The 19,655-nt window shown below is 71.7% G+C and carries 18 protein-coding genes; 8 read left to right on the top strand and 10 right to left on the bottom strand.

The genetic code is table 11. The features are described from left to right. The first annotated feature begins 26 nt into the window (after nt 1-26). The 4 genes from WBN91_RS03095 (at nt 27) to WBN91_RS03080 (ending at nt 4,322) form a co-directional block, all read left to right on the top strand. A complete protein-coding gene (locus WBN91_RS03095; RefSeq protein WP_337722471.1) occupies nt 27-656 on the top strand; it encodes a hypothetical protein in 630 nt (209 codons plus the stop codon). Next, a complete protein-coding gene (locus WBN91_RS03090) occupies nt 649-1,614 on the top strand; it encodes a hypothetical protein (RefSeq protein WP_337722470.1) in 966 nt (321 codons plus the stop codon). Before WBN91_RS03095 ends, WBN91_RS03090 begins: the two co-directional genes overlap by 8 nt. Then, nucleotides 1,611-2,732, top strand: coding sequence for an acyltransferase family protein (locus tag WBN91_RS03085; protein WP_337722469.1), 1,122 nt, complete (start codon nt 1,611-1,613; stop codon nt 2,730-2,732). Before WBN91_RS03090 ends, WBN91_RS03085 begins: the two co-directional genes overlap by 4 nt. 138 nt (nt 2,733-2,870) lie before the next feature. Then, nucleotides 2,871-4,322 (top strand): acyltransferase family protein, encoded by a 1,452-nt coding sequence (locus tag WBN91_RS03080; protein ID WP_443217650.1) that lies wholly within the window; start codon nt 2,871-2,873, stop codon nt 4,320-4,322. Here the strand turns inward: WBN91_RS03080 and WBN91_RS03075 are convergent. Together WBN91_RS03075 and gmd are read right to left on the bottom strand one after the other, a co-directional pair. Next, nucleotides 4,319-5,632, bottom strand: a complete 1,314-nt coding sequence (locus WBN91_RS03075) for an alginate O-acetyltransferase AlgX-related protein (protein WP_337722468.1) — start codon at nt 5,630-5,632, stop codon at nt 4,319-4,321. The genes WBN91_RS03080 and WBN91_RS03075 overlap by 4 nt on opposite strands. Nucleotides 5,633-5,694: 62 nt before the next feature. Next, a complete protein-coding gene (gene gmd / locus WBN91_RS03070) occupies nt 5,695-6,684 on the bottom strand; it encodes a GDP-mannose 4,6-dehydratase (RefSeq protein WP_337722467.1) in 990 nt (329 codons plus the stop codon). Between the two features lie 390 nt (nt 6,685-7,074). Here gmd and WBN91_RS03065 point away from each other — a divergent pair, with 390 nt between their 5' ends. Beyond that, the gene (locus WBN91_RS03065) at nt 7,075-7,449 is read left to right on the top strand and encodes a hypothetical protein (protein ID WP_121001064.1); all 375 of its coding nucleotides are present in this window, start codon (nt 7,075-7,077) and stop codon (nt 7,447-7,449) included. A 201-nt stretch (nt 7,450-7,650) separates the two neighbouring features. Here WBN91_RS03065 and WBN91_RS03060 read toward each other — a convergent pair whose 3' ends face one another. Then, on the bottom strand, nt 7,651-8,280 hold the full coding sequence (locus WBN91_RS03060) for a response regulator transcription factor (protein WP_337722552.1): 630 nt from the start codon (nt 8,278-8,280) through the stop codon (nt 7,651-7,653). Further along, entirely contained in the window at nt 8,177-9,109 is a 933-nt protein-coding gene (locus tag WBN91_RS03055; RefSeq protein WP_337722466.1) for a sensor histidine kinase, read from the bottom strand. Before WBN91_RS03055 ends, WBN91_RS03060 begins: the two co-directional genes overlap by 104 nt. A 161-nt stretch (nt 9,110-9,270) precedes the next feature. Here WBN91_RS03055 and WBN91_RS03050 point away from each other — a divergent pair, with 161 nt between their 5' ends. Then, nucleotides 9,271-9,597 (top strand): hypothetical protein, encoded by a 327-nt coding sequence (locus WBN91_RS03050; protein ID WP_337722465.1) that lies wholly within the window; start codon nt 9,271-9,273, stop codon nt 9,595-9,597. Nucleotides 9,598-9,684: 87 nt separating this feature from the next. On the opposite strand, the gene WBN91_RS03045 is transcribed toward WBN91_RS03050, so the two are convergent. Both WBN91_RS03045 and WBN91_RS03040 read right to left on the bottom strand, forming a co-directional pair. Next, entirely contained in the window at nt 9,685-11,481 is a 1,797-nt protein-coding gene (locus tag WBN91_RS03045) for a gamma-glutamyltransferase family protein (protein ID WP_337722464.1), read from the bottom strand. Between the two features lie 127 nt (nt 11,482-11,608). Continuing rightward, on the bottom strand, nt 11,609-12,904 hold the full coding sequence (locus tag WBN91_RS03040) for a UDP-glucose dehydrogenase family protein (RefSeq protein WP_337722463.1): 1,296 nt from the start codon (nt 12,902-12,904) through the stop codon (nt 11,609-11,611). A gap of 294 nt (nt 12,905-13,198) precedes the next feature. Here WBN91_RS03040 and WBN91_RS03035 point away from each other — a divergent pair, with 294 nt between their 5' ends. Next, entirely contained in the window at nt 13,199-13,951 is a 753-nt protein-coding gene (locus WBN91_RS03035) for an SDR family NAD(P)-dependent oxidoreductase (protein WP_337722462.1), read from the top strand. 427 nt (nt 13,952-14,378) lie between these two features. Here the strand turns inward: WBN91_RS03035 and WBN91_RS03030 are convergent, their stop codons facing one another. Next, a complete protein-coding gene (locus WBN91_RS03030) occupies nt 14,379-16,016 on the bottom strand; it encodes a TM0106 family RecB-like putative nuclease (protein ID WP_337722461.1) in 1,638 nt (545 codons plus the stop codon). Nucleotides 16,017-16,142: 126 nt separating this feature from the next. On the opposite strand from WBN91_RS03030, the gene WBN91_RS03025 reads away from it, so the two are divergent. Next, complete coding sequence (locus tag WBN91_RS03025; protein ID WP_337722460.1) at nt 16,143-16,577, top strand: DUF6474 family protein; 435 nt, start codon at nt 16,143-16,145, stop codon at nt 16,575-16,577. Nucleotides 16,578-16,580: 3 nt separating this feature from the next. Here the strand turns inward: WBN91_RS03025 and WBN91_RS03020 are convergent, their stop codons facing one another. The 3 genes from WBN91_RS03020 to WBN91_RS03010 all read right to left on the bottom strand — a co-directional run bounded on the left by WBN91_RS03020 (nt 16,581) and on the right by WBN91_RS03010 (nt 19,257). Further along, nucleotides 16,581-17,609, bottom strand: a complete 1,029-nt coding sequence (locus WBN91_RS03020) for a hypothetical protein (protein WP_337722459.1) — start codon at nt 17,607-17,609, stop codon at nt 16,581-16,583. Then, nucleotides 17,606-17,914, bottom strand: coding sequence for a hypothetical protein (locus tag WBN91_RS03015; protein ID WP_337722458.1), 309 nt, complete (start codon nt 17,912-17,914; stop codon nt 17,606-17,608). Before WBN91_RS03015 ends, WBN91_RS03020 begins: the two co-directional genes overlap by 4 nt. 566 nt (nt 17,915-18,480) lie before the next feature. After that, nucleotides 18,481-19,257 carry a Crp/Fnr family transcriptional regulator gene (locus WBN91_RS03010; RefSeq protein ID WP_337722457.1) on the bottom strand — a complete coding sequence of 259 codons (777 nt, stop codon included), beginning with the start codon at nt 19,255-19,257 and terminating at the stop codon, nt 18,481-18,483. Nucleotides 19,258-19,655: the final 398 nt, after the last annotated feature.

Genomic DNA, 19,655 nt, shown 5'->3' with positions numbered 1-19,655 from the left:
CCTGGTCTTCGCGAGGGGGGTGTCGAGTGGCGGACGAACGCGCCTCGAAGCTGGGTCCGTTGCTCGTCGTCGCCGTGCTCACGGCGGTGTGCGTCACGGCCTGGGCGGTGTGGGGCAAGCCGGTGCCCGCGAGTGCCTGGAACGTCCCGCCGACCGGTGAGGCCGGCCGGATCGCGGACGACCCCCTGGTGCTGGCCCTGGGCGACTTCGGCGCGCACCCCGGGCCGAACCCCGACGTCCGCGCCTTCGCCAACCTGGTGTCACTGAACTTCCTGCACGAATCGGAGATCGCGATCTACACCGAGGGGGGCGCCGGTCCCGCGCGGCTCTCGGTGGGCGCGGACCTGCCGCGCGGGCGGGTGTTGGCCGCCGTCGTCCGGATGGCCGACCCGGCCGCCGCCCGGCACGCCGCCGACCGCCTGGACCAACTCCAACTCTTGTTCGGCCTGGAGCGCCGGCCCACCGCGCACCGGGTGACCAGGGCGGTGTCCACACCCCCCGGGTCGGAGAACGCGGCCCGGCCGACGGCTCGCGCGCACTACGCCAGCGGCGACCTGCTGGTCCGGATCCAGTGGGACGCCACGTCACCGGAGGGCCTGGCCGACTTCGACGGGCTCCTCGAACGGCAGACGAAGGCGTTGCCCGCCCATGACTGAGACCACCGCGCAGGTCCGCACCGCACCGCTCACCACGCCCGGTCTCCGCGTCGCCGCCGCGGCCGGCCTGTGCCTGCTCGCCTACAGCTACCTGGTCGGGTTGTGGCCGAGTCGCCACGGCTCGACCCCCGAGGTCGTGGCCGTCGTGCGGGCCTGGGTGAACAAGCCGTCCGGGCTCGGCGAGGACTTCGGGTACCTGGGCACCGCGTTGCTGGTGCTGGTGGCCGGGTACGCGATCACCGGTGCCGCGTACACCGGAACCCTCTCCCGAGTGGTTCGAGTGGCCGCTCCGCCGCTGGTGGTCGCGAGTGCGCTCGGCGCGGTCCTGTGGCTGCTCGGCGCGGAGCCGTTGGTCGACGTGGCGGTGGCGGCGCCGATCGTGGCGGTCGTGGTGTTCACCGCGCTGACGGCGGGGTCGCTGCCGTTGCTGCGCCGGTACCCGGTGCTGGCCGTCTTCGTGCTGCTGGAAGTGGCCTGCGTGGTCGCGCTGGTCGGCGGCTGGCTGGGCGGCGACGGCGGGTCCGCGTGGGCGCGCGTGGCCGGGTCGGCGGCGGCCTTGGTGCCGCTGCTCGCGCTGGGGCAGCTGTCGTGGCTGTTCCGGGCCGACCGGCTGCCCGCGGCGCACGGTGTCGGGCTGGGACTGTTCTGCCTGGCGCTGACCGTGCCCGCGGATCTGCTGTTCCCCGAGTACGCCGGGTTCTGGCGCCCGCTCGGCGGGGTCGTGGCGACCCTGCTGTTCCTGATCGCCCTGCCGCGCGGGGAGTCGCTCGCCGCGGCCCGGCCGGTCCGGTTCGTGGCGGACCGGGTCTGGCCGTTGGGCCTGGCCGTGCCCGTGGTCGGCTACCCGGTGCTGGGACTGCTCGCCGCGCTGCCGTTCGGGTTCGCGCTGCCGGTGGCGTTGGCCGCCACGGTCGCCGCCGCGGAGGCCCTGCACCGGAAGACGAGGTGGTCGGAGTGACCGCGACCGCGGAGAGACCCGCGACCGCCACTCGCAAGGACAACTACATGCACGGGCTCGACCTCCTGCGGGTCGTGGGCTCGTGCCTGGTGGTGCTGACCCACCTGGTCGCGTGGTTCCGGGTGTACGACCGGGACATGTGGCTCGTGGACGCGGTCGAGGCGGGCGTGGTGGGCCCGCTGCACATCAACGAGGACATGCACTTCCTCGGCGTGGCGATCTTCCTGGTGGTCAGCGGTGTGGTGGTCACCCACGTCGCGGACCGGGAGTCGCCGGGCCAGTTCCTGCGCCGCCGGATCGTCCGGCTCATGCCCCTGCTGTGGGCGGTGACGCTGGTGGCGTGGCTCGCGCTCCAGGCCGGCGTGCACTACTCGGAGGTCAAGCCGGAGAACGCGGGCATGGGCGCCCTGCTGAGCAACATGGTCCTCGCCGGCTTCTTCACCAAGCCCGCGGTGGTCCTGATCGGCGTGACGTGGACGCTGCTGGTCCAGATCGGCTTCTACGCCTACGTGGCGGCCACCATCCCCGTGCTGCGGCGACAGCCGTGGATCGCCCCGCTGGCCGCGGCGGTCCTGTGCTTCGTGGTCATCCTGTCCACCTTCGACACGAAGGTGCGCGCGTTCGGCCAGATCGGCGGGCTGATCGGGTACCTGCCGCTGCTGTGCATCGGCCAGCTCGTGTCCCTGGTGCACTCCCGGAAGATCAGTCCCCTGGTGGGCACCGCGATCGGCGCCGCGCACTTCGCCGTGGTGGTGTGGGTGGACAAGCTGTACCGCTATGCGGGAATGGGCGAAGCGGTGCCGCGCACGCTGTTGATCGCGGTCCTCGTCACGGTGCTCCTGGTGCGGATGGACGGCCCGGTGTGCCGGTCGGCGTTCGTCAAGGCCTGGGCCAAGCGGACGTACGCGGTCTACCTGGTGCACATGCTGGCCATGTACCCGCTGTTCGAACTGCTGGTGCCGCACGTCGACGGCACCCTGCTGGTGGTGCTCGGATTGGTGTCGGTGGCCCTGCTGACCGAGGTGGCGCACCGGTTCGTCGAGGCCCCGGCCGACCGCGCGATCCGGAAGTGGGAACGCCGCCACCGCGAGCGGCGGGCGCCCGACCCGGCGGCCTAGCCGGCGAATCGGCCGACCGGCCGAGTCCGTTCCGTTACGCTCCGGTGCAGACAGTCACTCGGGGGCGGACTGGAGAGGGGCGGACCCCTGGACGCCGAGCAGAAGACGCGCATCGCGTTCATCGACATCGGCCGCGCCGTGGCGGCCCTCCTGGTCTTCTACAGCCACATCGCCGAGCAGTGGGTCGCCAAGCGCGAGGTCGGGCCGACGCCCGTCATCGACGCCATCGACTCGGTGAGCAGCGACGCGATGCACATGGGCGCGCAGGGCATCGGCCAGATCGGTGTGCCGTTCTTCTTCCTGGTCAGCGGGTTCGTGGTCACGCCCATCGCGATGCGCATGGGCCAGCGCAGGTTCACCGTCAACCGGTTGATCCGGGTCTACGTCCCCATGTTCTTCGTGGTGCTGCTGACGGCGCTGGCGATGTGGCTGGGCGTCGAGCCGCTGACCGGCAACCGGCCGGAGCTGTCCTGGTGGACGGTCCTGACCAACATGCTGGTGATCAACTACGTGATCGTCCCGCAGGTCGCGCTGGTGGGTGTCGCGTGGACGCTCATCGTGGAGCTGATCTTCTACGCGCTGCTGGTCCTGCTGCTGCCGGTGCTGCGGCGGTGGGTGTGGTTGGCGATCGCCGTCCAGCTGACCCTGGTGTTCGTCGTGCTGATGAGCGCGCGGCAGTTCGGCCCGTCGTGGTTCCTGTTCGCGGTGAACTTCTCCTACCTGCCCATCCCCATCCTCGGGATGATCGTCTGGGCCACGACCGCCAAGCGGATCCCGCTGTGGCTCGGCGGCGTCCTGGCGAGCCTGGCGTGGGTGCTGTACGTGTTCGCCGACGAGCCCAGCCTGGGCCGGCTGGACCGCTCCTACAGCCTGGCGCTCGCGTGCGCGGTGCTGTTCTTCCTGATGGGCATGTTCGCCGAGCCGAGGCTCAAGGAGCGGAAGGTCTGGGTGGCGCTGTCCGAGCGCAGCTACTCGATCTACCTCCTGCACGGGCTGGTGGCGTTCGCGACCCTGGACCTGCTGCGGCCGGCCGTGCCGCTGGCGCTGGCGATCCCGGTGGCGGTGGCCGCGACGTTCGGCGCGGTGGAGGTGAGCTACCGGTTCGTGGAGCGGCCGAGCCACGTGCTCGCCCGCCGCCTGTCCCGGCCCCGGCCGGCGCCGCCCGAGCCGGAGGAGGTGGTGCGCGAGGTCGAGCGGGGGCTGGCCGAACTCCGGGCCGAGCAGTCCGCGCGGCCCGCGGCCGACGAGGACTCGGTGGACTGGCCGGAGGCGGAGGAGGCACCCGCCGAGGTGGAGGAGACGCGCGTGGAACCGCCGCCGGTGGCACCACCGCCGCTGCCCCCGCGCCGCCGCCTCGCGGCACGCCCGGTGCGGACGCCGGTGGACGAAGTCCCGGCGGAGCGCACCGAGGAGATCCAGCGGCCCCAACCCCGGGTCCCGACCGTCGAGCACCCCACGCAGGTCATCGACGCGGTGGTCGAGCAGCCGGAACCGCGAAGACGCCGCCACAACGACGGCACCGCCGCCGTGACGGTCCAGTCCCTGCTCGCCGAGCGGGCGCGCGAGGGCCGCGACCGGGACCGCCGCTAGCGCCGGGGCTTCGCCGCCAGTTCGGCCGCGATCGCCTCGACCACGGCGGGCTTGAACAACGGGTACACGCCGCCGACCAGGTTGCGCTCGGCCGCCACGACGACGATGACGTCGGTCTCCGCGAGCAGCCGGCTCAGGGCCTGCGGGTCCTTGTTGGCGCCCTCGACGTGCTGGATCCAGGCGTCGCCGAACGCGTTCGCCACGTACGGCGACGAGTAGTAGCCGAACGAGTCGCCCACGATGCTCGCCTTCAGGTTCAGCACCCCGGGGACCACGTCCTGGGTGAGGTGCTTGGGCTCGCGGTCCTCGAACGGCGGCGGCATGACGTGTTCGGTCTTGCCGTCCGGCGCGATGGAGTGGCTCGGGACGGGGTCGGTGGCTTCGCGGCCGAGCAGCGTCGCCAGGTCGCCCGGACGGTCGTGGGTGGCCACCTCGGCGACCTTCCACGTCTTCGTCGTGCCGGGCTTGACCGTCTCGGCGACCGCCTTGGCGAGCACCAGGCTGCCGTCGTGCGTCCAGTGGCTGTCGGTCTTGGAGTACGCCGACGTGCCTTCGCGCCGCTGCGATTCCCGCAGTCCCGGCCGCAGGTCCAGCACGCCCGGCTTGGTGACGACCTTCTGCCAGAACTGGTCGCGCGCGGCCTGGGCGCAGCCCTTGCCGAAGTAGCGGGACGGGAGGTGGTCGGCGACCATCGTGCTCTTGTTCGGCGCGACCGCGAGGATGAACTTCCGACCCGACGACTCGACCGCCGTGCGCAGTTGGTCGATGCGGGCGAGCGTGTCCGCCGGCGGCACGGTCGGCTCGCACGCGAGCTTGATGTCCGAGCCGAGGAACAGCCAGTCGTCCTTGCCCTCCACGACGTTGGCGAACGCGGTCGGCTCGGGCTTGTCCAGGGACGGGTCCTTCGGCGGCGGGGTCGTCTGGACCGGGCCCGCCGGGCCCTGGGGGCGTTCGAACTTGGGGGCCTCGCCGAAGACGCCGCGGCTGATGCCGTCGGCGGCGGCGACCGCGTGGTCGCGGAGGGGGAGGTGGTCGCTCGCCCACTTCTCCATGCCGGTGAAGAAGCCCCAGCCGTCGGTGATGGACGGGAACTCCGCCAGCTTGCGGTTCTCGAACTCCGCCGGGCGCACGCCGACCGCGAGCATCGCCAGCGGCAGGAAGAAGTACAGGACCGCGGCATAGCGCGCGGTGCGTTGCCGTGCGCTGTGCCGCGGTCTGTAGAGGGCGTGTTCGACGGGCAGGAAGGACTCGGGCAGAGCCGGGAGGGACGTCGACGTCCGCTTCGAGGACTCGGCCTGGTCGGTGCTCACCCCGTGAGGGTAAACGTCCCGGGGCACGGGGTGAGCGGGTTCGGGCCGCTACGCGGCGTGCGTCACGCCAGGCCGGCCTTGCGCGACTCGACCGCGATGTCGTTGTCGACCATCATCGCGACCAGCTGGTCGAAGTCGACCTCCGGCTTCCAGCCCAGCTGCTCGTGCGCCTTGGAGGCGTCGCCGACCAGCAGGTCCACCTCGGCCGGGCGGAAGAAGCGCGGGTCCTGGGTGACGTGCTTCTCCCAGTCCTCGATGCCGGCGTGGGTGAAGGCGGCGTTGACGAAGTCGCGGACGCGGTGGGTCTTGCCGGTGGCGATGACGAAGTCGTCGGGCTCGTCCTGCTGGAGCATCTGCCACATGGCCTGCACGTAGTCGCCGGCGAAGCCCCAGTCGCGGCGCGGCTCGAGGTCGCCCAGCACCAGGGTGTCCTGGAGGCCCAGCTTGATGCGCGCGACCGCGTTGGTGATCTTGCGGGTCACGAACTCCAGGCCGCGGCGCGGGGACTCGTGGTTGAACAGGATGCCGGAGCAGGCGTAGAGGCCGTAGCTGTCCCGGTAGTTGACGGTGATGTCGTGCCCGAAGACCTTGGCCACGCCGTAGGGCGAGCGCGGGTAGAACGGGGTGGTCTCGCGCTGCGGGGTCTCGCGGACCTTGCCGAACATCTCCGAGCTGGACGCCTGGTAGAAGCGGATCGGGTTGTTCTGGCTGCCGCCCGCCATGCGGATGGCCTCCAGCATCCGCAGGACGCCCAGGCCGGTGACGTTCGCGGTCAGCTCCGCCTGCTTGAAGCTCATCGCCACGAACGAGATGGCCGCGAGGTTGTAGACCTCGTCGGGCTGGGTCTGCTCCAGGGCCGCCACCAGGCTCGGGAGGTCCTGGAGGTCGCCGGACACCAGTTCGACGAACGGCATCTCTTGCTGGATGAGTTCGACTCGGGGGTTGTTCTGGCCCTTGACCAGGCCGAACACCTCGTAGCCCTTGCTGTTGAGCAGCTCGGCGAGATACCTGCCGTCTTGACCGGTGATACCGGTGATCAATGCACGCGCCACCGCGCAAGGATGCCACGGGCGGGTTGTCCGCCCGCCCGCGCCCCCTCACCCGATGTGGCGAGTTCGCCGAGGTAGGGGTTCGATCATGGTCCGCCGCGGCAACCCCCGCGCCATGCGCCGCGTCTGTAGAGGTGACCCCGATCCACCCGATGAAGCCGGAGTGCGGCCATGTGGTTGGCTGTGAGCCTGGTCACTTTGGGGGCGGTCGCATTTTCCGTGCGAACCGTTCGGGTGCTGCGGTCCGTACAGAAAACGGACCGGAGTCACCCGCCCATTGGGACAACAACGTCCACCTAGGCCCTATGGGGGATTGTGCGCTTGCCGTACGATCTTTTTCGGGTCACACGACCTGTGCCTGCTAGGGGACCTCACAACAGAGGTAGGTGCGTCATGGATCTCGCACTGAGCAAGGTGATCGAGCTGCGCGAGAGCGGTTTCCAGTTCCTCCACCTCCGGGACGAGGACGGGCAGCTCGATCGCATCATGGCGTTCAAGCAGCGCAGAGGGTTCATCGACTCGATCCTGTTCTGGTCCGAGACGGAGGCCCGCGCAGGCCGTCTACCTGCGGTTCGGGACTCGACGCGGGCCGCGCAGGCGGTCTGGATCTACGAGGGCCCGCTCGTGGAGGCGGTCGACCGGCTGCTCGACCTGCCGGAGCCGGGTACGCGGAACGCGCCGACGCTGATGAAGCGGACGGCCTCCGACCTGGCCGTGGTGACGACTCTCCCGTTCAAGCTGAAGTTGCCGCCGGGCGCCATCGCCTGACGTCTACGCAACAGTTGCGCAGCCCCGCGTGGAGAACGCGGGGCTTGTGGCCGTGGTGACGGAGCGTACATTATCCCGCGCTTTCGCTTGCATTGCGTGACGAGAATATGCACCCTTTCACTGCGCTCACGACAATGTTGCGAGCCAATGCCACCAATACTCCGGGTTACGACGGGGATAACAATTGCTCATACCATCAGGTTATGCCCTGCGCGGTATCACCAATCCCGATTCGTAGGCCAGCACGACCAGTTGCGCCCGGTCCCGCGCACCCAGCTTCGTCATCACCCGAGAGACGTGGGTCCGGGCCGTCGCCGGGCTGATGACCAGGTGATCGGCGATCTCGTCGTTCGACAGACCGCCCGCGACCAGGGTCAGGACCTCCCGCTCCCGGGCGGTCAGCTCGCGCAGCGCCGCCGGGTCCGGGCGCCGGTGCTCGGGCCGGGCCGCGAACTCCTCGATCAGCCGCCGGGTCACACTCGGGGCCAGCAGGGCGTCACCCTGCGCGACGACGCGGAGCGCGTGCAGCAACTCGACCGGGTCGGTGTCCTTGAGCAGGAACCCCGAGGCGCCGCTCTTGAGCGCCTCGAACACGTACTCGTCGACGTTGAAGGTGGTCAGCACCAGCACCTTCACGTCCGGCAGCTCGGCCTTCACCTGCCGGGTGGCGGCCAGGCCGTCGGTGCCGGGCATCCGGATGTCCATCACCACCACGTCCGGGTGGTGCTCATGCGCCTGCCGGACCGCCTCCGCGCCATCGCCCGCCTCGCCGACCACCTCGAACCCGTCCTCGGTGTCCAGCAGCAGCCGGAAACCCGCCCGGACCAGCACCTGGTCGTCGGCCAGCACCACCCTGATCATGACTGCCCTCCCACGGCAGAACCGCACGCACCTCGAACCCGCCCCCGGGGTGGGGACCGGCGGCGAACCGCCCGCCCAGCGCCTCCACCCGTTCCCGCATGCCCCGCAACCCGGTGCCCGAGCCCTGCCGGCCGCCGTGCGCGCCCGACCCGTCGTCCCGGACGGACAGCTCCAGGGCGTCCTCGGTCCGGGTGAACGCGATGGTGACCGCCGTGGCGTCGGGCGCGTACCGCATCGCGTTGGTCAGCGACTCCTGCACCACCCGGTACGCGGCGGCGTCGACCGGCGCGGGCAGCTCGCCCGGCTCGCCGACCACGTGCGCCTTCGGCACCGGCCCGACCAGCTCGTCGAGCCGGCGCAGCGACGGCACGGGCGCGGTGCCCTCGCCGGTGCGCAGGACGCCGAGGGTCGCGCGGAGGTCCTCCAGGGCATGCCCGGACGCCTCCTTGATGGCCTTGAGCGCCTTCACGGCCTCCTCGGGGCGCCGGTCGGCGACGTGCGCCGCGACCCCGGCCTGGACGTTGATCATCGCGAGGCTGTGCGCGACCACGTCGTGCACCTCGCGGGCGATGCGCAGCCGCTCTTCCTCCACCTGGAGATCCCGACGCTCGACCTTGCGGATCCGGCGCAGCGACAGCAGCGCGATCGCCGGCGCGACGATCAGCGGCCCCCAGTGCCCGGTCACGTAGTACAGCCACGTGGACCCGCCGGTCACGGCCACCACCGCGACCGGGAAGCGCCGACGCCACAGCAGCGGGACGAACGTCGCCCCGAACCACACCCACGCCAGCCAAGCCACGAGCCGACCGTACGGGAGGACACCCGGCCTGGACATCGGTCCGCAGGCGGGCGCGCGGCCTACGTCAGCGGACGTACGCGCCACCGGGACGGGTGAAGAAATCCACTCGCGAGAGTTAGCGAGCTTGAACCGGACACCCGGATTGCGAAACTTTCCCGCCCATGAACCTCAGGAAGACCATCTCGGGGGCCGCCGTCGCCCTCGGCAGCGCCGCCGTCGTGCTCGGCCTGGGCGGCACCGCGCACGCGTCGGGTGTGGACCTCCAGAGCGACCCGACGCTGGACACCGAACTGGGCAAGATCGGCGGGGTCGGCAAGCTCGCCAGCGCCGACACCAACGACCCCAACGGCAAGTTCCAGCTGGTCAACCAGCAGCGGCCGGACGTCAAGGCGGTCGTCACCGACCTCGACACGCAGCAGGTCGGGGCCATGCTCGGCTACGGCAAGCAGGACCCCACGTCGCACATCGACACCGGCCTGGGCATCTGACCCACGCCCCACCAGCCGGAACGGTCCCGGCCCCCTCCCCCTCGGGTCGGGGCCGTTCCAACCCAGTCCCCACCGGTTCCGGCGCGCCTAGCGGCCGACCGCGTACCCCTGGTTGCCCCGCGGGTTGGCCGCGGCCCGCAGGAAGCCGTCCCGGGAGTCCCGGGCCACGGCCGACATGCGGCCCAGCGTCCACGCGCCCGCCTCGACCACGTGGTGGCCGCGCGCGCCCAGCTCCGCAAGCGCTTGTGCACCCAGCCTGGTCTCGGCGACCAGCTCGCCCGGCGTCCAGCCCCGTGGCGCGAACGAACTCGGGAACGCGTTCGTGTGCCACATCGGCGAGTCGATCGCCTCCTGGAGGTTCATCCCGCCGGCGGTGTGCGCGAGCCAGAACGCGAGCTGCCACTGGTCCTGCTGGTCGCCGCCGGGCGTGCCGAACGCCAGCGCGGGCAGGCCGTCGCGCAGCGCCAGCGACGGCGACAGCGTGATCCGGGGCCTGCGGCCGGGCGCCAGGGAGTTCGGCAGGCCCTGGTCCAGCCAGAACATCTGCGCCCGGCTGCCCAGGCAGAACCCGAGCGACGGGATGGTCGGCGACGACTGGAGCCAGCCGCCCGACGGGGTCGCCGACACGACGTTGCCCCACCGGTCCACGACGTCGACGTGCACGGTGTCGCCGCGCGACACCCCGGTCCGCTCGACGGTCGGCTCGCCCAGCGCGCCGCCGCCGCGCTCCTGGCCGGCGGCGTCGTGGCCCGACCGGATGTGCTCGGGCAGGACGACCCGCCGCCCGCCCGGCGACCCGGGCCGCAGTTCCAGCGAGGCCGTGTCGCCGACCAGGGCGCGGCGCTCGGCGGCGTACTCGCGGGACAGCAGCACGTCCAGCGGCACGTCACCGGAGTCGCCGTACCAGGCCTCGCGGTCGGCGAACGCGAGCTTGGCGCACTCCACCGCCAGGTGAACGGTCTCGGCCGTGGGCACCCCGTCCACGTAGGACAGCCGGTCGCTGAAACCTTCCAAGAGCAGCAGTTGCTGGAGCAGCACGGGTCCCTGCGACCAGCCGCCGACCTTCGCGACGGTCCACTCGCCGAACTCCACCGCGACCGCGTCCTCGTAGGTCGCCTGCCACGACGCCATGTCCTCGCCGGTCAGCACGCCCGCGTGGTCGCGGCCGGACTCGTCGCGGAACGCCGTCTTGCAGAACTCGTCCACCTGCGCCGCCACGAACCCCTGCGACCAGGCCCGGCGCGCGGCCTCGATCTGGGCGTCGCGGTCCGACCCGGCGGCCTCGGCGGCGGCCAGCAGCCACTCCCAGGTGTCGGCGAGCTTCGGGTTGCGGAACCGCGACCCGGGCGCCGGCGGCTTCCCGCCGGGCAGCCACAGCTCGGCCGACGACGTCCAGTGGTCGCGGAACAGGTCCGCGACGGTGTCCACGACCCCCGACACGCGCTCCAGCAGCGGGAACCCGTCGCGGGCGTAGCCGATGGCGTGGTCGAGCACCTCGCGCAGCGACTTGGTGCCGTAGTCGCGCAGCAGCGTGAGCCAGCCGTCCCACGCGCCCGGCACGGTCGCCGCGAGCAGCCCGCTGCCCGGCACCAGGTCCAGGCCCAGCGACCGGTAGTGCTCGGCGGTGGCGCCGGCGGGCGCCACGCCCTGCCCGGCCAGCACCCGCGGCGTCGACTCGCCGGCCGCCGCGAACACCACGGGCACCTCGCCGCCCGGTCCGTTCAGGTGCGGTTCGACGACCTGGAGGACGAAGCCCGCCGCAACGGCGGCGTCGAACGCGTTGCCGCCGTCCTCCAGCACCGCCATGCCCGCTCCGGAGGCGAGCCAGTGCGTCGAGGCGACCATGCCGTGGGTGCCGACGAGTTCGGGTCGGGTGGTGAACACGCCCGACAACCTAACCGGGTGTCACCCGGTTGGTTAACCCGGCTAACTAAATCGTGTCCTGATGGTTCAGCCTCTCTTCAGCTGCGCCCAGCTGGTGGGAGCTGTGGTCAGCTCGTGGCGGCTGGGGTCAGCCCGCGGTCGCGGGCAGCTTGCGGCCGAGACCCTCGCGGACCAGGCCGGCCCGGCGCAGGGCGTCCTCGTCGAGGTGGTTGCGGGTGTCCAGGACCAGCACGCCGTTCATCAGGCCGGCCACCCGCGCCCAGTCCAGCGTGCGGAACTCGGGCCACTCGGTGAGCAGCACGACCGCATCGGCGTCCCGCACCGCCGAGTACGGGTCGTCCACCACCGTCATGCCCACCAGCGGCTCGCGGATCTCCGGGTCGTGGGCCACCAGCTCCGCGCCCTCGAACGCCAGCAGCTCCGCCACCGCCAGTGCCGGCGAGTCGCGCAGGTCGTTCGTGCCCGCCTTGAACGCCAGCCCCAGGATGCCGATGCGCGCGCCCGCGAGAGTGCCGCCCACCGCGTCCCGCACCTTGTCCACGACCCGGCGCTGCTGCCGGTGGTTGGTGTCGATGGTGGCCTTGACCAGCGAGAAGTCCACGCCGACGGACTCGGCGATCTGGACCATCGCGTGCGTGTCCTTGGGCAGGCACGACCCGCCCCAACCCGGTCCCGGCTGGAGGAACGACTGGCCGATGCGCCGGTCGTAGCCCATGCCGTCGGTCACCGACGACACGTCCGCGCCGACCAGCTCGCACAGCTCGGCCACCGCGTTGACGTAGGACAGCTTCATCGCCAGGAAGCAGTTGGCCGCGTACTTGACCATCTCCGCGCTCGCCGCGTCCATCAGGACGGTGGGCGCGCCCAGCTTCGCGAACAGCGCCGCGACCCGCTCGGCGGCCTGCGGGGAGTCCGAGCCGACGACGATCCGGTCCGGGTGCAGGAAGTCGCGCACCGCGCTGCCCTCGCGCAGGAACTCGGGGTTGGACACCACCGCCACGTCCTCGCGGCCCAGCAGCTCGGCGACCCGCTGCGACGTGCCGACCGGGACCGTGGACTTGCACACCACGACCGTCCCGTACGGCAGCACCTCCCGCAGGTCCCGGGCCACCGACTCGACCGCCGAGAGGTCCGCCGCGCCGCCCGCCCCCATCGGGGTCGGCAGGCACAGGAACACCACCTCGGCGTCCGCGACGGCTGTCGCCACCTCGGGCGTGAAGTGCAGGCGGCCGGCCGCCTGGCCCTCCCCGACCAGCTCGGTGAGGCCGGGTTCGAGGATGTCCACCTGCCCGGCGCGCAGTCGGGACACCTTCAGGACGTCGACGTCCGCACACACGACCTGGTGACCGAGGGAAGCCAGGCAGGCTCCCGTCGTCAGGCCCACGTAACCCGTTCCCACGACCGCGATCCGTCGGACGAACATGCGTGTGACGGTCGCAGCCGAAGTTTGCCGTGGGTCAAACACCAGTTGTATGCGGAGAGTGAGGTGGGTAGTCCCCTGGGTGTACATCGACACCCCTCTGGCGGCGGACGCGCCACCGGGTGGCCGGCGGGCATCGTTCAGGTATGGAACTCCTGCTGATCACGCTGCTGTTCGCGGGACTGGCGCTGCTCGCGGCCGTGCCGTTGGTCGCAATGCTGCACCTCTCCGCGCACAAACCGCTGAACGACCGTTAACCTCCCTTTCCGGCACAGCGGCCGGGTGATGGAGGTTGGCATGAAGATCGAGGGAACCGCGGCGGTCGTCACCGGCGGTGCGTCCGGCTTGGGCTTGGCGACCGCGCGGGCACTGGCCGCGAAGGGCGCCGAGGTGTTCGCCCTGGACCTCAAGGTCGACGGCGCCCCGGAGGTCGAGGGCGTCACGTACCTGGCCGCCGACGTCACCTCGGAGGAGGACGTGCAGTCGGCCGTCGACACCGCCGCCGGCTCCGGCAACCCCCTGCGGATCGCGGTGAACTGCGCCGGCATCGGCCCGTCCACCAGGACGGTCGGCAAGTCCGGCCCTCACTCCCTGGACCTGTACCGCAAGGTCATCGACGTGAACCTGGTCGGCACCTTCAACGTGCTCCGCCTGACGGCGGCGGCAATGGGCAAGACCGAACCGCTCGAACACGGCCAGCGCGGCATCGTGATCAACACGGCGTCCATCGCGGCGTTCGACGGCCAGATCGGCCAGGTGGCCTACGCGTCCTCGAAGGCAGCCGTCGTAGGCATGACCCTCCCGGCCGCCCGCGACCTGTCGTCGGTCGGCGTCCGCGTGATGACCATCGCGCCAGGCATCGTCGACACCCCCATGCTGGCAACGGTCTCCGAGGAGTTCCGGGCGGGCCTGGCGGCGGGCGTGCCGTTCCCGAAGCGCCTGGCCCTGCCGGAGGAGTACGCCCAGCTGGCCGTGTCGATCGTCGAACACGACTACCTGAACGGCGAAGTCATCCGCATGGACGGCGCCCTCCGCATGGCCCCCCGCTAACCCTCACTCCCGCACCCGCCCCGTTCACCCCGGACCCGCGCACGTCGGCGGGCGGCACATGCGAGCTCGCGGTCCCTGGGGCAGCGCACCTCGAACCCGCGCACCCCAGGGGCAGCACACCCGGCTCGGCTCACCCCGGCTCGGCTCACCCCGGCTCGGCTCACCCCGGCTCGGCTCACCCCGGCTCGGCTCACCCTGGCTCGGCCCACCCCGGCTCAATGCTCTCGCCGGCCGGGCCGGGATGGGCCGGAGCGTTGCCTGCCGTGGTCCCGCGCTCCTTGTTTACGGGATGCGCGAGTTGCCGATCGGTTCCCAAACCGACATGTCACACGATCGAGTGATAGGTCCGAAGATCACCACGCAACGACCCTACCAGCGACGATGCGCCAAAACGGCTCCTCGCCGCTAAGCACTTCCCGACCGTCCCTCAGAGGTCGCCGGCGAAGGGCAGGTTGTTCATGGCGTCCGACGTCATCCACTCGCGCAGGGCGTGCGTGGCCCGCACGTCGTCCTCGTTGTACTCCAGCAGTCGTCGTCGTTGAGCCGGGTTCGGGGGTGCGCCGTCCATGCCGACCGCGTCCCGGTACCAGCGCATCGAGTTCTCGCCGCCGGCCTCCGGGTCGCGCCACGCGAAGCCGGCCACGGGTGCGATGGTCTTCAGGCCCTTGCCGTGGGCGCACAGGAACTGCTCCTGCACGATGCCGAACAGGTCCACCCACGAGTCCGACGAGATGAACTCCTTGACCTGGCCCACGGTCGGGATCCCCGGACGGCCCTTGAACCGCTCCGCCGACCCGATCAGCCACCGGTTCTCGGCCAGCTCGTTGTAGCAGTACGCCCGGAACGTCAGGCCCCGGGCACGGGCGCGCAGGCGGATCCCGGTCAGCCAGCCCCAGAACTCCGCGAACGACCTCGCCTCGTCGTCGCACGGCAGCGGGTCCCAGGTGGCGAAGGCGCGGTAGCCGTGTTCCTCGCCGACGTCGGCGCCCGACAGCCAGCAGCCCCACATGTACGCGCCCAGGTCGCCGAAGCTCTCCATGTCGACGTCCACCTCGACGTCGGCGCGCGGCACGTCCATGTACGGCACTCGGCGCACGACCGTGAGGTCCCGCAGCCACGCGCGGGCCAACACCACGGCGTCCGAATGCAGCATCCCCACCAGCGGGGTGGCGGGCGGGTCGTGCGGGTCGAGTGCGGCCAGGTCGTCCACTGTGGACACTCCGGCCTTGCGCAGCGCCACCGCGTCCTCGCCGCGCACGACCAGGCTGACGTCCCGCGCCGACCGCAGGTCGACCTCGCACACCGGCCACCACGGGCAGCTGCGGCACTCGACGATCCGCGACGGCCGGGCGAGCGGGGTGGCGCCGTTGAGCGCCGCCGCCGCGACGGCGAGCCGGTCGGAGAAGCGGGAGTCGTACTCGGCCAGCGCGGTCCGGCCGCCGGGCCACGTCGGGGCCTCCAGGTCGTGCCACACCACGACGTCGCCGTCCATGCCGACCACGCCGCCGTACGACCGGCCCCGCACGGCGTACCCGGACGCCTGGAGCTGGCGCTGGGCGTGCGCGAGCCGGAGCTGGTCGCGCGGCTGGGGGCGGACCTTGCGGAGCGGGTCGACGCGCGCGCCGCCGGGCAGCGGGTGGGACAACGGGGACGTGCGCGCGCCCGAGCCGGGGTCGGTGACCTTGTGCCGCACGACGAGCACCGGGACGTACCCGGACGCGTCCTTGACCAGCAGGTCGATACCGCCGCGCCGGCCGCCGCGCTCGTCGCGGGGCAGGGCGGCGCCCCAGATGTAGGGGACGCCCGCCTCCATCGCGGACGCCGTCACGCGCTCGCGGTCGGCCGTCGGCACGTCGTGCGGGATCTCCATGAGGTCCGAGCCGACGACCCGACCGAGGGCGGCGGCGACCGCGCGGCGGTGCTCGGTGGCGTCGGCCTTGCGGAGCTGGCCGGTGGGGTCCGGGGCCGCCTTGGGGGCGTCCCGCATCGCTGGATCGTGTTCGAGGTGCACCCGCCGCCGGCAACGAGTGACCACGCCGGCGTCCAGCTGCACCTGGGAAGTCACAGCTGAAGCGTATGACGACGCACCGACACTTGTACCGGCAACCTCACGGACGGCAGTGGATCTTTTGTGCGCGGACCCGCTCCGACCTCTAGTGTTCGGGTGGAGTGTCTGGAGGTGGCGCGCGCGATGGCACGCGAACGGAGCAAGGGCTTGACCCCCGGCAGGGCCAAGAACCTCGTCGGGGTGGCGAAGGTCGTCGCGCCGGCGCTGATCCCGGTGGTGGCACCGCTCGCGGCCCGGGCGGCGGCGCTGGTGGGCGACCGCTTCGACCACTACCGCGCGCGCCGGCTCGGCGTGCCGGTCGACCAGCTCACGCGCTACTCCGGCCGGGGCGCGCGGCTGCACGCCCGCATCACGGGCTTCGCCGAGGCCCTGGACCAGCTCAAGGCCACCGACCGGCCGTTCGTGGAGGCCACGGAGACCCGGTTGGCGCAACTGCTCGCGGCGGTGCGGGCATCCGAACGCATGCCCGCACCGCGCCGCAAGGCCGCGCACCGGGCCGTCAGCACCGACCTGGACGCGCTGGAAGCCGAGCTGCTCAAGCGTCTCGGCGTGTCCTGAGGGTCATGTCCGCCGGATGGCGTCGACGGTCGCCGACACCCGGCGCTGCTGTCTGATCGAGATCACCGAAGCCAGTAAGAACCCCCCGGTGGCGGCTATCGCGCTGGCGGTGGCGGGGGACGAGGTCGGGCGGTCCTCGGTGATCGTGCCCAGCACGATCCAGGCGCCGAGCGCGAGCCCCAGCACCACCGCCAGCACGATCAGCGCCCCGGCGAGCCACCGGCGCCTGCGGGGTCGTGGGCGTTCGAGGTCCGCTCGGGGGAGGCGCACCGTGTCCTCGTCGTCGGGTTCCGCGTCGACGACCGGTTCGACGCCCCCGACCGCGGGGTCGTCGACCGGGGCGAGCGGCGCCTTGGCCGCCTGGCCACCCGCCTTCTGGTCCGCGGCGCGCAGCTCGCGCCACAGCCGCCAGACCCGGTCCACCTGGTGCTCGGTCAGCCCGGCGGCTGCGCACAGCGCCCTCACCCGCTCCCCCTTCGTGGGCAGCACGGTGTTGGCCTCGTCGAGCAGGCGGTAGGCGCTGCTGGTCGGGATTCGCGCCTCCCCGGCGAGTTGGTTGCGGTTGAGCCCGGAGTTGGCGGCGATCAGCCGCAGCAACGCCATGAACTCCGGCACGGTGCGCGCCTGCAACGCCGAGTCCGGCGTGGCGTCGGCCGGCGGACGGGGGCGGACGGGGTCGTCGGCGGCCGAGCCCGCGGTGCCGGGCGGCGGGATCGGCTCGTCCGGCAGGACCCGGACCGCGCGGTCGGTGTCGCGACCGCCGCGCCCGCCGCCCGTGCTCTGGGGGAACCGGGTCATCGCGCGGGCCATCACCTGGTGCAGCTCGAACAGGCGTCGGCGTTCGGCCTGGTCCTGGACGCACACGTGGGCCCGGTACGCCGGCCACGGCAGCAGTCGGGTCTGGCTCACGGCGCCGAGCACCTCGACGCTGTGCCGCTGCCCGCTGGACGCGGCCATGTAGCGGCTGTGGAACTCCTCGATCGAGGTGAGGAGCGCCGCCGTGTGCTCCAACCGGCTGACGTTGCCGTTCACGACGCGCTCACGGTCTGGCCGGTGCCGGTGTCGCCGGCGCGGCCTTCGTCGGGGGCCAGGGCGTGCACCGCCGCTCGGCGCAGGGCGTACACCGCGGGCCCGGCGGAGGTGAGCAGCAGGACTCCCGCCAGGCCGGCGAGGGCGAGCCCCAGGGCCGCGACCGGCGCCTGCCCGAGCGTGATCAACAGGGTGGTGAACCCGAAGACGAACAACGTGATCCACACGTGTTGGCTGGTCAGGCCGCGCCGGGCGGGCGGGGACGGACGGTCGGGACCGACGGTCGCGACACTGCTGAGCCGGGGCATCCCGGTCTCCTTCCTGGGTCGGCGACGCGGCCGTCCCCGCTGTGGGGGAACGACCAGGCCGCCTGCAAGTGGGTCAGCCGGAGCTGTGGGGGGTGGTCCGTCGGATCGGCTCGCAGTTGCCCCTGCGTACCAAAAACTTCATCTTCAGGACTACATCATCCTCGCACCGGTGTTCGAGTGCTCGCAAATCCTCGGTCGCGTGTCGCGCGTGACTTCACCGCACGAGCCGCTTCCCACGATTTCCCACGACTTCGGGGTCGCCGAAGCGGTCGTCGACCGCCGGCGGCGCGGCAGCCACGCAAGAAGCGGAAAAGATGAGGTCACTGACTTTCCCACGGTTCCAACGGGTTCCAATTCGTGCCGAACAGCGGGACGGAACCCAGCGGATTAGGTAATCTTGCCGACGCCGACGGGCGGCGCTCGATCGCGATATCGCGCACCGCCCCCCTGGGCGTCGCTGATGGGTCAGCCGGAGCGCGGGGAGGGTGGCCGCTCTTGCCCGAGCGGTCACACGGCCGTCCGGTTCTCGTCGTGCACCATCGCGTGCAGGACGAGAACCGGACACCTCACCCGTGGTCGCCGCTGTGGGCGGCGTCGCCGGTTTCCGGCTGCCGGTCCTCGACCGGACCCGCGTCCTCGTCACGAACGGCCATCGAGAGCCGTTGTTTCACGTACAAGGTGCGGTAGCCGATCGACACCTTGCCCTCTTTGTCCAGTTTCTTCAGCACCTTGTGCACCGCGGGCTGCGAGGCGCCGATGGCCGCCGCGAGGTCGTTCTGGGTGAGCCCGAGGTCGAACAGCACCCAACCCTCGGACGTCCGCGAACAGGACTGGCTCTGCTGGTCGAGGAACGCCACCAGCCGGTTCTCGACGGCGAGCGGCGCGTAGGCCAGCGAGCGGTCGCGCAAGTCCACGTCGTCGGCGAGCCCGACGGACATGGACAGGGCCACGGCCGGGTTCGAGCGGACGAGGTTGACGAACGTCGTGCGCGGCACGACCTTCAGCGTGGCGTCCTTCGCCACCGTGTACGAGAGGTGGGCGGGCCGGCCGCGCACGGCGTCCGCCACCCCGAGCACGTCACCCCTCTTGTGGACGGAGAGCAGCATCGGCGAGCTGTCCGGTTGGGCCGAGCGCAGCGCCTTCACCACACCGCCGGTCACCAGGAACACCGGCGCCTGCGCGGCACCCTGCTCCACCAGGGTGGTTCCGCTGTCCGCCGTGACCTCCCGCCCCAGGGCCGCGAGCTCGGCGGCGAGCAACGACGGTGGCGCTTCGCCCGCGGTGGTCGAGTCGCGTTGGCGCGGCAGCACGGGTCGCGGAGGGACCGCGGCGGCGTCCCTCATCGTCGCCCCCGCGGTCCCGACCGATCCGAGTCGGGCTTCGGGGCGCGCGTCGGTGACGCACCGGCGCATCCGGACATGAAGTTTTCCCTTCCCCAGCTGCCGAGTTCAGGTCCGTGCTCGACGGAGTGCGCCCTGGTAGTCGGGCACTGTTCGCACGGGTGCGAAAGACTGTATGGGGTCGGCGACCAGGCAGGAAGACGAGATGTAAGGGATATGAAAGAGCGTGCCGATTCCCATTGGCCGGCACTCGGCGATCGTCACCGACCGTGACACCAGCCGAGTTCGACTTGCGATCATGACAAGCGTGTGATTCGTGCGCAAAGACCCCGCAAATCGCGGGGATTTCATAATCCTGAGTTATCCCGTACGCGCATATCGGGAAGGCTGCACCCAGGCGC

This window comes from Saccharothrix sp. CCNWYY140, assembly GCF_037401995.1.
Classification (GTDB): Bacteria; Actinomycetota; Actinomycetes; order Mycobacteriales; family Pseudonocardiaceae; genus Actinosynnema.
This window is presented reverse-complemented; position numbering and strand designations above follow the sequence as displayed.